The following is a 12458-nucleotide window of genomic DNA, read 5'->3' on the forward strand; positions in this document are numbered from 1 at the left end:
CCGCGGCTGGGCTGTCTTGGTTGGCGCTTCAGGAAGGCTTCAGTTCGGCGTTGATGTGCAGTTCCTGCTCCTGTTTGCGATGCCAGTGCAGTAGTAGGTCGCGGTTGCTGCTGTCTTCCATTTCGAGGTCGCTGAGGTAGCAGGGGTACTGGCCGTGCTGGGTACGCAATTCGATGATGCGATTGCAGACGGTCTGGTACAGCTGTGGTCCGTACTGCCAGACGCTGAATTCCTCGTAGTTGCAGTACAGGGTGGGCTGGCGGTCGTTGTCGTAGCGGGCGGTGAGTTCAATTGCGGGCGGCTCATTGGCGGCTTCGGGAATGTCCCGCGGGTGCACTTGCCAGTCGTATTCCACCGATTTGTAGATCGGGTGCAGGTGTTGGTGCTCCACCAGTTCAAACAGTTTCAGTCCGGCAAAGTCGGATTGGTTGCCGTACCAGCGACTTTGCAGTTGCAGCAGAAAACGCAAGGTCGGCAGCAGCCAGTATTTCAGCTCGGTACGTTGCAGTCGGTAGCGCACGAGGGCGGCAAATTCGTCGACCAGATAGAAGTCGATGGTGGCTCCGCGCTGCTGAAAGAACAGCTGCCAGCGGTTGGGTTGGCAGTGAGCCATGATGTCGTTCAGCGGCATTGGCATCGGGCAATGGGCATCGCTGAAGGTGGCCGAATAGCGGCCTCTGGGCTGGGCCAGATAACGCATTAGCTGGTCATCATCGGTGATGTCGGCCGTCAGCCATTGTTGTGGCTCATCGAGGTCGTTGGTTTGTTGCGGGTGCAGGCCGTAGCGGCGATTGCCGAGCCGGTAAATACAGGCACCATGGTGGTGCTGGTACTGGTCGATGGCATTCGACATCAGCCTCAGCAGGCGCTGGCGAATCTGTGCCGAGCGGGTGGTGCTGTAGCAGTTGAGGCCAAAGTCCGGCCGCTGTTCGCTGTGGGTTAGCCACGGCATCAGCATTTGTAGGCAGTGGTTGAGAGCTTGCTGGCCACGGCAGTGTTCGACCTGCCATTCGCCCCACTGGTTGCGGGTGAGGATTTCGATGGTGCGCACCAGATTGACACTGGCACCGGTGAAGTTCAGCACGTCGTCGTGATCGGTGATCTTGTGGATGCCCTGACGGGTGAGCTCCGCCATGGGGTCGTCGGCGGCGTTAATGAAGACCCGCACATGGGTGATATGGGGTTGTTCGAGCCAGTCGGGGCTGTCGAACTCACGTGACATCAACTCGCGGATATTGCCCAGCGTCAGCTTCAGTTCATGCTGACTGACGGCTTCGGCGGGAAAACTACTGATGCGGGTATCGCGCCCCAGCATGCCGTTCAGTTCGGCAAACACCAGTAATTCCGTCAGGCTCGGACTTTGGCGCAGGATATGCCGGTCGGGGGGAATCTCTTGCCAGAAGCCCGGCACCAGTTGCCAGACGCCAGGAAAGTGCACCAGCGTGACATGATGCTGCACCAGATCGGGGGAGATGCCCGGATTGATGGGGACGATTTTACCGGGGCGAGCGTCGTAGGCGGCGTGCATCTGATTGCCGAGGCGCTGGATATCCCCCGGGCTGATATGCACTTCGCGGGCATGGCGGTCGCTGAATTGCCGCAGCTGGCGGTAACTGCCCATCAGCTCATTGACCAGCTCATTGCGTTCCCGGAACACCTGTTGCGGTGTCCACTGGCGGTTGCTGTCGAGTTCTTGCAGCCGCTCTTCACTCCACTGCCATTGCTGGGCCAGGAACATCATGCCACTGGCTCGCCAGTTGCTTTTCAGTTCCTCTTCGCTGACTTTGCTGAGCCGCAATCCGGTCTTGTAGTAAAACGCCCGCCGAATCAGCTCCAGTCGCTGTTGATTCAGCCCCGGTAACGACGACAGTCGTTGCACCATCAGCAAATAGGCGTCGCATTGACTGGCGATGGTGACACCAGCGTGCACCAGGGTTTTGAGGTCCTGACACAGCGGTTGGGCATTGGGGTAGGTGCTGGCGTAGGAGCGGTACAGCATCAGTTTCAGCAGGGATTTATAGGGGCTGTGAAGACTTTTGTTGAGTTGCCACATGGCCGCGCCCATGAACTCGTTGACCGGGATCGAGCCAATATGGCCAAAGTCGAGCCAACGGTCCGGTTGCACCAGATCCTGTTGCAGTAATTCGCTCCAGTACTCCTCGGCGCTTTGCATACCGAGCCGCACCGGAATCAGCCACCAGGAGGGCCAGCGCCCGGCCAGCCAGATGGCGCTGCGGTAAAACTCATCAAGCAGCAACAGGTGCTGGCTGGTACCACAGTCTTCGCCCTCGGCGGCTTTCTGCTGGCCGCTGCGAAATTCGTCCAGATCCATGATAAAGAGGTGCAGCTCCACCCCTTGTTCTTCGGCCCATTTTTCAATCCGGTCGCATTTGGTTTGCAGTTGCTGGCGCTGTTTGGCGGCCAGTGGCTGGTTGAGGCACACCCAGATATCCAGGTCGCTGTGCTGGTTCTGCGCCAGCGTGCCCATGCTGCCCATCAGATACAGGCCGCCGATGACGCCTTGCAGACGCTGGTGGGCGTCGAGTCGGGGGATCATTTTCAACAGGTAGCGCATGGCTTGCTCGACCGGCGCATCGCTGCGGAAATGATCGATGCCCTGTGGGGTGTGAAAATCGACAAACCCCGGCAGTTGCGGGTGGTTGAAGTGCAGCATCGACGGCAGCAGGGTCAGCAGGTGTTGATGGCGGGCGGACAACAGGCCGCGCGCCAACCCCAGTCGCTGCTGATTCAGTTGCAGAAACTGGTCTTGCCATTGGCTGATTTGTCGGAAGCGGGAGCGATCGAGAGTGAGGGTCATGCCTCCAGTATAGGAGGCATTTGTGAGGCTACCCGTCAGTCAGCAAAGTTTCTGACGGGTTTGAACGGTTTGTCGGGCATTTGCCTGAACAGAGGTTGATCAATCAGGCCTTGAGAGTGCGGAAACCGTCCACAAAGGTCGCGACCACCTTGCCGTTAACGCCATGCTCGTTGGTGCTGGTTGGGTCGATCAGGGCAGCATTAAAGACCTTGCCTTCCTCGAAACCGACGGCCATTTGCAGGGCATCGGCTGGCAGCTTGCTAAGGGCGTTGAGGGCAGAGGTCAGCGTCAGCTCACCGGCGTCGACCAGTTGTAGCAACAAGCCAATGAAGTCATCGTACATGGCGATGCCAACAGCGGCTTCGGCGAACGGCGCTTTCTTGGCTGCGCTTTCGTGACGCTGGTGGTTGGAACAGATAGCCAATTCACCGGCATTGACGGCGGCCAGCAAGGCCTGACGGTCAGATTCGCTGCGCAGCGGTGGCTGCACATGGAAGCGGCCATCAAAGCCTTGCACCTTGGCGTCGGTGTAGCACAGGTTGGCCATGGCGACGTCGGCGCTGATGTTGAGGCCGCGCTGGCGCGCGTCACGTAGCATGGCGGCACTGCGAGCACAGCTGATCTGGCTGATGTGAACCCGTGCGCCGGTCTGTTCGGCCAGCAGGATGATTTGTGCCAGCGCGATGGTTTCGGCCGTCTCAGGAATGCCTGCCAGACCCATGCGGGTCGCAGTCGGGCCTTCGTGCATCACGCCACCGGCGGACAGTGCGGCGTCGTTGGCATCGAGGAACAGGCGAATATCGTAGGTGGCGGCGTATTCCATCAAACGACGCAGTACGTAGGCGTCCTTGACCGGCTTACGGGCGTTCGACAGGGCCACACAGCCAGCACTGGTCAGGCCGACCATGTTGGCGATTTGCTCACCGGCCAACCCCTGGGTCAGTGCGCCCAGGGGCAGCACTTGCGCCTGACCGGCACTGGCGGATTTTTCCAGCATCAGCTGAACGACCGCCGGGCTGTCGGCCACGGGCTTGGTCAGCGGCTGAGCGCAAACATGGGTAAAACCGGCGTTGGCGGCGGCTTTGGTTTCACTGAAGATGGTACCGCGCTGGGTGAAACCCGGTTCGTTCAGGTGGGCACTGAGATCAATAAAGCCCGGTACCAGCCACAGGCCGTTGGCATCCAGGGTGGATTCAATGGTGCCGCCAGCTGGTTTCTGGCCGATGGCGCGAATGCGACCTTCACTGAGGTAGATGTCGCACACTTGATCCAGTTGCTGAGCCGGAGCGATCACACGGGCGTCACGGATGTGCAGGTATTTCATGCCTCTGTCTCCCCTTTGGCTTGCTGCTCGGCTTGTTGTTCAGACTGCTGGCCACTCATCGCCATGGCCATGACCGCCATACGGACGGCGATGCCGTAGCTGACCTGATTCAGGATTACTGACTGTGGGCCATCGGCAACGGCGGATTCAATTTCAACACCGCGGTTGATTGGCCCCGGGTGCATCACGATGGCGTCCGGGTTGGCCAGTGCCAGTTTTTCGGTGGTCAGACCGTAGAGTTTGAAGAACTCGCTTTCGCTCGGCAGCAGGGCGTTCTGCATACGCTCTTTTTGCAGCCGCAGCATGATCACCACGTCGCAATCGCGCAGCGCCAGGTTGAAGTCGTAATAGGCTTTACAGCCCAGTGCTTCGATATCACGTGGCAGCAAGGTGGCAGGGCCAACCACACGGACCTCGGCGGCACCAAGTGTGTTCAGCGCGTGAATCTGCGAGCGGGCAACGCGGCTGTGGAGAATATCGCCAACAATGGCGACTACCTTGCCTTCAATCGAGCCCTTGTGACGACGAATGGTCAGCATGTCGAGCATGGCCTGGGTCGGGTGCGCATGGCGACCGTCACCGGCGTTGATGATGGCAACGTTGGGGGTAACGTGTTCAGCAATGAAGTGGGCTGCACCGGAGTCGGCGTGACGCACCACGAACATGTCGCTGTACATGGCTTCGAGGTTCCACAGGGTATCCATCAGGGTTTCGCCCTTGGAGGTGGCAGAACGCTGGATATCCAGATTGAGAATGTCGGCCGACAGGCGTTTGGCCGCCAGCTCGAAGGTGGAGCGAGTACGGGTACTGTTCTCGAAGAACAGGTTGGCGACGGTTTTACCCCGCAGCAAGGGGACTTTTTTAACCGAGCGCTCCTGGGTGGAAATAAAGGAGTCGGCGGTATCGAGAATTTCGGTAAGCAAGTCCTTGCTGAGACCTTCTGTGGTCAGGAAGTGTTTCAGTCGACCGTCGGCGGTGAGCTGAATCTGGCTGGGATCTGTATTCATGGCTGAATTCCTGGCAGAACCGTGCAAGTTGTCTGGGCGGGGTGAAGCGGCGCGAATACTAGGGGCACTCTGGCGGGAAATCAATTGGCCAGCCGCCGCTCTGGCCAATCCTGCGTGTTTGGGCTGTGACTTACAGCAGGCTGACGGTCAGTGGTTGAGGACCGCTCAGTTTCACCAGCTGACCGTCGGCCAGATCCAGTGTGGCACCGCATACGTCCGGCTGCACTGGCAACTCGCGACGACCGATATCAAACAAGGCCACCAGAGTGATGGAGGCCGGGCGACCGTAGTCGAACAGCTCGTTGATGGCAGCGCGTACTGTGCGACCGCTCATCACCACGTCGTCGACCAGCACAATGTGACGGTCTTCGATGGTGTCCGGCAGCTCGGAGCCTTTGACCTGTGGGTGCAGGCCGTGGCGAGTAAAGTCGTCGCGGTAGAAGCTGATGTCGACACTGTAAACGGCTTCCTGCTGTTGCATCAGCGAATGCAGTTTTTCGGCAATCCAGACGCCACCGGTACGAATACCAACAATCAACGGCTGCTCAATGCCACGGCTGGCCAGATTGGCTTGCAGGTCGGTGGCCAGTTGTTGGCAGGTTTGCTCAATATCAGGTAACTGCATGGGTTCTCCCTTACTGCGATTCAGATGAACGGGGGTTTTCGTTCATCCAGCTTTCCAGAATCAATTGTGCCGCCAAACCATCGACGGAGTGTTTACCAAAATCACGTTCGCCGCTGTCGGAGATCACCATGCCCTTGGCTTCGTAGCTGGTCAGGCGTTCGTCCTGGGTGTAGCTCGGCTTGTGCAGGCGGCCTTCCAGGCGACGGGCAAACTTGGCGGCGCGCAGGCTCATATCACTCTGGCTGCCATCCATGTTCAGCGGCAAGCCGGTAACAAAGGCATCCGGTTGCCACTCTTTGACAATGGCTTCCAGCTGTTCCCAGTTGGGGGCGCCATTGTTGGCCTTGATGGGCTCCAGTGCGCGGCTGCTGCCGGTCAGGCGCTGGCCAATAGCGATACCAATGCGCTTGGTGCCAAAGTCGAAGGCCATCACGTGGACAATGCGGTCGGGGACAGTGCTCATCAGGCGTGGCCACTCTGGTCGGACAGGGTCATCGGGCTGACGCCCAGTTTCGCCAGCGCCGCCTGATAAAGGTCTTGCGGCGCGGTGCGGTATAGCAGTTCGGCGTCGGGTTCTACGTTGAGCCAGCTGTTGGCCAGAATCTCTTCGTCCAGTTGACCGGCGCTCCAGCCGGAGTAGCCCAGTGCCAGCCGATATTCGGTTGGGCCTTCACCCTTGCCGATGGCTTCAAGGATGTCCTTGGAAGTGGTCAGGTGGGCAAAGGAGTCAAACACCCGGGTGGCCTGCCAGCGGCCGGGTTCGCGATGAAGGATAAACCCCTGTTCGCTGCCAACCGGGCCGCCCGCCATCATGATGGGATTGATGTGGTCGTGGCGGAAAATTTCCAGTTGTTCGCAGACCCGGGCGAAGTCGATGTCGAGGGCCTTGTTGAGCACCAGGCCCATGGCGCCTTCGGCATCGTGGTCGCACAGGTAGATGACTGTGTCTTCAAAAAAACTGTCATGCAGCTGGGGCATGGCGATCAGCAGCTGGTTACGCAGGCTGGTGAGTTGTTTCATTATGAACCGTCAGAGAGGTAGCGATTGCCTTTGAATCGCCAGGTACGAATGATTTCAAGGATGTCGGTATCCTTGCGCATGTCTTTGGTAAATGGCGCAAAAGGAGCCGACATTCTTACGATACGCAATGCGGCGTCGTCCAGTACCTTACGGCCGGAGGACTCCAGAATTTCCAGGTTGTTGATGGTGCCGTCGGGCTTGATGGCAACCAGCAGACGCAGGCGACAATCGTCGAAGCAGTCCTCTGCTTCGCGTGGGTAATTGAGCGTGCCCATTTTTTCAATCTTGCGGCGCCAGTTGTTCACATAATAGGCGTCGCTGGCTTTCATGGTCGACGCGGCCGTCAGACGTTGTACCCGGGGACGCTTGGCATACGCCTGACGCATGGTGTCGAGTTTGGCTTCCAGACTGGCCATTTCGAGGCTGCGTTGCAGCAGCATCTTCTGTTCACCTTCCGGCACGTCCTGCGCTTCGGTCGGGGTCGGCTTTTTGATGTTCTGTGCCTTGAAGCGGCTATCAGCCTGGGTCGTCAGTTTGTCGGGCTGGTGGCTATCCGGCTTTGGTGCTGAGACTTGTTGCTCCTGCACCGACGCCTGTTTGATTTCGTTGTTCTGGAACGGTGCTTCAACATCGGTGCTCAGCATCCGCGCTTCGTCTTCGGTGCCGCTGCCTTGCTGGTTTTCCTGAGCCAGAAAATCGGCTTCTTCAGGCGATTGTTCGCTTTTGTAGCTGGCCAGGGTCACTTCCAGCGTGGTGCTGGCTTTGGTTCTGTCTTCGGCAGAAAAACTGATGCCGAGAACAATCAGGGCGTGCACCAGCAGGGCCAGAAACAGGGCAAAGGTAAGGCGGTCTGAGCTGGAAACAGCGGCGGAGGACATTGGATAGTTCGCGTGAGACTCAATGATTTTGATTTATTCCGGTTGGCCGGAGTCTGGCCTGAAGTGGAATATTTGTCTACCGCTTTGGTGGGGAATGATGACCTGCTACCTGCACCAGATGGGCCTGTCCAACACATCGGACAAGCCATCTGATACAGAAAGCATGGCAATTGGCTTAGCCGGCTTGTTGATCCAGCTTGGCGCTGAGGCAGTCGATCAGCAGTTTGGCGACGTCAATGCCGCTGTCGCGGCTGATTTCGCGCACACAGGTCGGGCTGGTGACGTTGATTTCGGTGAGGCTGCTGCCGATCACGTCGAGGCCAACAAAGTACAAGCCGCGCTTCTTCAGCTCAGGGCCAACAGCGGCAGCAATGCGACGGTCGGCATCGCTCAGCTCGCGGGTTTCACCACGACCACCGGCGGCCAGGTTGCCACGGGTTTCGCCACTGGCCGGAATGCGGGCGAGGCAGTAAGGCACCGGTTCGCCGTCGATCATCAGGATGCGTTTGTCACCTTCGGCGATCTCCGGCAGGAATTTTTGCGCCATGATCTGTTGCTGGCCATGGTTGGTCAGGGTTTCAATGATGACGCTGACGTTGGGGTCGTCCTGCTTCAAACGAAAAATAGAGGAACCGCCCATGCCATCCAGCGGTTTGAAAATGACGTCGCCATGTTCCTTGTGGAACTGCTTCAGCAGCTCGCTCTTGCGCGCCACCAGAGTGGGGGTCATCAGTTCCGGAAAATGGGTGGCGAATACTTTTTCGTTGCAGTCGCGCAAACTGGCCGGTTTGTTGGCAACCAGCACGCCTTGCTGTTCAGCCAGCTCAAGAATGTAGGTACTGTAAATAAACTCGCTGTCGAATGGCGGGTCCTTGCGCATCAGGATGACATCGAGATCGGCCAGTGGGCGGTGCTCGAATTCACCCAAATCGAACCAGTGTTCGGGGTTCATTTGTACAGAAAGAGGGGCCATTCGGGCCATCGCGTTACCGAATGTAATATATAGGTCGTCCTGTTCCATATAATACAGCTCGAAACCGGCTTCCCTGGCGGCGTTCAACAGTGCCAGGGAAGTATCTTTCTTGAACGTGATATCAGCGATCGGGTCCATCACGACCCCGAGTTTCCTGGTCATACCTGTGTCCTGCAAGTTATTGAAAATATTGATTCAGGGCCGGATTCTAACGCATTTAAGTTCAGGAACAGTGAAACAGTTTTGACATGGTTCCGTCCTAGCTTGGTACATTAATGTGTGATACAAACATTCACCGTAACGACTCCCTGTTTGCGGTCGCGGCCGGCAACACCAATTGAGATCGGATGGTTAAGGTCTATCTATGGACGACAACTTTCAAAACATTAAAGTGATGGTTATTGACGACAGCAAAACCATTCGTCGCACCGCGGAGACCCTGCTTAAAAAAGTAGGCTGCGAGGTCATCACTGCAACAGACGGGTTCGACGCCCTGGCGAAAATTGCGGACAGCAATCCCAATATCATTTTCGTCGACATCATGATGCCGCGTCTCGACGGCTATCAAACCTGCGCCCTTATCAAGAACAATTCCAAGTTCAAATCCACTCCTGTCATCATGCTCTCCAGTAAGGACGGTTTGTTCGACAAGGCCAAGGGTCGCATTGTTGGTTCGGATGAGTATCTCACCAAACCATTCAGTAAGGATGAGCTGTTGGGCTCTATCCGACAGTACGTAAAATCCTAAGCAAGTTCGCGCAGCATTTAAGGGGTATTAAGCATGGCTCGCATTCTGGTAGTAGATGATTCTCCGACAGAAACCGAGGTGTTTCGTTCCATGTTGGAGAAAAACGGTCATGAAGTCCTCACCGCAGAAAATGGTGCAGACGGTGTGGCACTGGCCAAGCAGGAAAAGCCAGATGTGGTTCTGATGGATATCGTGATGCCAGGCCTGAACGGCTTTCAGGCAACCCGTCAGCTGACCAAGGATGCGGAAACCGCTCATATTCCAGTGGTTATTGTGACCACCAAAGATCAGGAAACCGACCGGGTTTGGGGTAAGCGTCAGGGTGCCAGTGGTTATCTGGTCAAGCCTGTGGCTGAGAACATCCTGTTGTCTGAAATCAATTCTGTGATGGCTGGCTGAGCAATATGACGCCTTTTGCCCTGCTGGTTGATATCGCAAATCGTGGAAAATCCAACGCATCTGCTCTGCCTCAACAACTTGAGGCTGTCAGTTACTGGCGTGGTGTCGGTTTTATGCTGGCAGGGCAGCAGTTTGTGGCTGATATGGGGCAGATTTCAGAAATTCTGCAACCGCCCCGTATGACCAAGGTGCCTGGCGTGAAGAGCTGGGTGCTGGGTGTGGCCAACGTTCGTGGTCGACTCGTTCCGGTGATGGATCTGGCAGGTATGCTGGGTTTGTCCTCTCGTGCCAGCTGGCGTTCGCGCCGGGTTCTGGTGGTGGAGCAGGGGGACCTTCTGACAGGGTTGTTGGTGGACGCCGTTCTGGGTATGCAGCAGTTTCCTGTCGATACAATGCGTACGGTGACCGAGGTGGAAAAGAGCCTCGAGCAATACGTGCATTACGGCTTTGAAAAGAACGAAAAAGTCTGGTCGATCTTCCGAATCGACGAGCTGGTTCAATCTTCCGGGTTTTTACAAATCGCAGTGTAACTGTGACAAGGGCTTCTCAAGGGGCGCCCCCAACTGGCATGCAGTGAGTTTGGAGACATAAGCATGAGTTCGAAGACTGGTAGCGTCGCCTCGACGTTTTTGAAAAACGGCGTGAACGTCGGTCTCGCGGTTTTTCTGTTCATTTTCCTCGGCGTGTTCATCGTCCTCACCTACCTGGTGAGTGAAGATCAGGCGCGAGATGAACAATACATTGAACACGCGGGTGAGCTGCGGGTACTGTCCCAGCAGATGGCCACCAACGCCGTGGAATCGGCGGCGGGTAACAGCGAGGCTTTTGATCAGCTGCGCATCGCCCGTAACAACTTTGAACAACGCTGGGGCTACCTGAAAAACGGTGACGCTGCCAACGGTCTGGCGCCTGCGGAAGTAGCGTCCATGACCAACGTACAGCAGGTATGGGACAGCGTGAGCCAGAACGCTGACCAGATTACCCGCGCCCAGGACATCATTCTGTCGCTGCACGAAGTAGCCGCGACCCTGTCTGAAACGATTCCACAGCTGCAGGTGGAATACGACGAGATTGTAGAAATTCTGCTTGATAACGATGCCCCGGCTGACCAGGTGGCGGTTGCCCAGCGTCAGTCCTGGTTGGCAGAACGTATCGTACGTTCCGTTAACAAGGTACTGGCCGGTGGTGAAGACGCGGTAATGGCGGCGGACGCCTTCGGTCGCGATGCTTCCTTGTTTGGTCGTGTATTGAACGGCATGTTGCAGGGCAACGTGGCGATGAACATCTCCAAGGTAGAAGACGAAGAAGCCGAGCTGGCACTGTCTGAAGTTGCTGAACTGTTCGCCTTCGTATCCGGTTCCGTAGATGAAATTCTGGAAACTTCCCCTGAACTGTTCCAGGTGCGTGAAGCATCCGACTCCATCTTTGTTAACTCCCAGGTACTGCTGACCCAGACCTCTGAACTGACTGACGCCATTCTGAAACAGGCGGAAGATCGCTCCCTGATGCAGGCCATCGGCTTCGTAGCGGCTGGTCTGGCGGTACTGATGCTGGCCCTGCTGGGTGTTTCCCTTTACCAGGGTACCCGTCGCGACCTGGAAGACACAGAAAGCCAGAACCAACAGAACCAGATGGCGATTCTGCGACTGCTGGACGAAATTGCTGACCTTGCAGACGGTGACCTGACAGCCTCCGCAACGGTAACCGAAGACTTTACGGGTGCGATTGCTGACTCCATCAACTACGCGATCGACCAGATGCGCTCGTTGGTATCGGCGATTAACGAAACGGCGGTACAGGTATCGTCGGCGGCCCAGGAAACCCAGGCCACGGCAATGCACCTGGCCGAGGCATCCGAACACCAGGCGCAGGAAATTGCCGGTGCTTCTGCGGCGATTAACGAAATGGCGGTGTCCATTGACCAGGTATCTGCCAACGCCTCGGAATCCTCTGCGGTTGCGGAGCGATCGGTAGCGATCGCCAACAAAGGCGCGGAAGTGGTACAGGCGACCATTAACGGCATGGATAACATCCGTGAGCAGATTCAGGAAACCTCCAAGCGTATTAAACGTCTGGGTGAATCCTCGCAGGAGATTGGTGACATCATCTCCCTGATTACCGACATTGCTGACCAAACCAACATCCTGTCCCTTAACGCGGCGATCCAGGCATCCATGGCCGGTGACGCCGGTCGAGGCTTCGCGGTAGTTGCGGATGAGGTACAGCGTCTGGCAGAACGTTCAGCCGCTGCGACCAAGCAGATTGAAGCCCTGGTTAAAACGATTCAGAACGATACCAACGAGGCGGTAATCTCGATGGAACAGACCACCACCGAGGTGGTACGTGGTGCTCGTCTGGCCCAGGACGCGGGTGTTGCCCTGGAAGAGATTGAGAACGTATCGAAAAACCTGGCGGAACTGATTCAGAACATTTCCAACGCGGCACGTCAGCAGGCTTCTTCTGCTGGTCACATCTCCAACACGATGAACGTTATTCAGGAGATTACGTCGCAGACTTCCGCAGGTACCACTGCAACAGCGAAGTCCATTGGTAACCTCGCTGAAATGGCCAACAAACTGCGTGAATCGGTAGCGGGCTTCAAACTGCCTGAGAACGAAGAAGCAGACGTTGACGTTCAGCAGGTGTTTTAAGACCCGGTGAGTTCC

Annotated in this window: 12 protein-coding genes; 4 read left to right on the plus strand and 8 right to left on the minus strand. The window is 57.0% G+C overall.

Going from position 1 to position 12458, the window contains the following annotated elements; genetic code table 11:
* Nucleotides 1-28: 28 nt before the first annotated feature.
* From G516_RS0102615 to gshB, 8 genes are all read right to left on the minus strand, one after another.
* The gene (locus G516_RS0102615) at nt 29-2818 is read right to left on the minus strand and encodes a class I adenylate cyclase (protein ID WP_028292347.1); all 2790 of its coding nucleotides are present in this window, start codon (nt 2816-2818) and stop codon (nt 29-31) included.
* Nucleotides 2819-2921: 103 nt separating this feature from the next.
* Nucleotides 2922-4142 carry a dihydroorotase gene (locus tag G516_RS20710; RefSeq protein ID WP_051218849.1) on the minus strand — a complete coding sequence of 407 codons (1221 nt, stop codon included), beginning with the start codon at nt 4140-4142 and terminating at the stop codon, nt 2922-2924.
* Complete coding sequence (locus G516_RS0102625) at nt 4139-5149, minus strand: aspartate carbamoyltransferase catalytic subunit (RefSeq protein WP_028292348.1); 1011 nt, start codon at nt 5147-5149, stop codon at nt 4139-4141. The genes G516_RS20710 and G516_RS0102625 overlap by 4 nt, the downstream gene beginning before the upstream one ends.
* 130 nt (nt 5150-5279) lie before the next feature.
* Nucleotides 5280-5774 (minus strand): bifunctional pyr operon transcriptional regulator/uracil phosphoribosyltransferase PyrR, encoded by a 495-nt coding sequence (gene pyrR, locus G516_RS0102630; RefSeq protein WP_028292349.1) that lies wholly within the window; start codon nt 5772-5774, stop codon nt 5280-5282.
* A gap of 10 nt (nt 5775-5784) precedes the next feature.
* Entirely contained in the window at nt 5785-6237 is a 453-nt protein-coding gene (ruvX, locus tag G516_RS0102635; protein WP_036533861.1) for a Holliday junction resolvase RuvX, read from the minus strand.
* Nucleotides 6237-6794: a YqgE/AlgH family protein gene (locus G516_RS0102640; RefSeq protein ID WP_028292351.1), complete on the minus strand. Its 558-nt coding sequence runs from the start codon at nt 6792-6794 to the stop codon at nt 6237-6239. Before G516_RS0102640 ends, ruvX begins: the two co-directional genes overlap by 1 nt.
* The gene (locus G516_RS0102645) at nt 6794-7672 is read right to left on the minus strand and encodes an energy transducer TonB (protein WP_028292352.1); all 879 of its coding nucleotides are present in this window, start codon (nt 7670-7672) and stop codon (nt 6794-6796) included. Before G516_RS0102645 ends, G516_RS0102640 begins: the two co-directional genes overlap by 1 nt.
* 175 nt (nt 7673-7847) lie before the next feature.
* Entirely contained in the window at nt 7848-8807 is a 960-nt protein-coding gene (gene gshB, locus G516_RS0102650) for a glutathione synthase (protein ID WP_028292353.1), read from the minus strand.
* Nucleotides 8808-9009: 202 nt separating this feature from the next.
* Between gshB and pilG the strand changes: the two genes are divergently transcribed.
* From pilG to G516_RS0102670, 4 genes are all read left to right on the plus strand, one after another.
* Entirely contained in the window at nt 9010-9393 is a 384-nt protein-coding gene (gene pilG, locus G516_RS0102655; RefSeq protein ID WP_028292354.1) for a twitching motility response regulator PilG, read from the plus strand.
* Nucleotides 9394-9426: 33 nt separating this feature from the next.
* Entirely contained in the window at nt 9427-9792 is a 366-nt protein-coding gene (gene pilH / locus G516_RS0102660; protein ID WP_028292355.1) for a twitching motility response regulator PilH, read from the plus strand.
* A gap of 5 nt (nt 9793-9797) precedes the next feature.
* On the plus strand, nt 9798-10322 hold the full coding sequence (locus tag G516_RS0102665) for a chemotaxis protein CheW (RefSeq protein ID WP_036533865.1): 525 nt from the start codon (nt 9798-9800) through the stop codon (nt 10320-10322).
* A 63-nt stretch (nt 10323-10385) separates the two neighbouring features.
* On the plus strand, nt 10386-12443 hold the full coding sequence (locus G516_RS0102670) for a methyl-accepting chemotaxis protein (RefSeq protein WP_028292357.1): 2058 nt from the start codon (nt 10386-10388) through the stop codon (nt 12441-12443).
* The last annotated feature ends 15 nt before the right edge of the window (nt 12444-12458 follow it).

It is taken from the genome of Oceanobacter kriegii DSM 6294, assembly GCF_000422845.1.
In the GTDB taxonomy this organism is placed as follows: domain Bacteria; phylum Pseudomonadota; class Gammaproteobacteria; order Pseudomonadales; family Oceanobacteraceae; genus Oceanobacter; species Oceanobacter kriegii.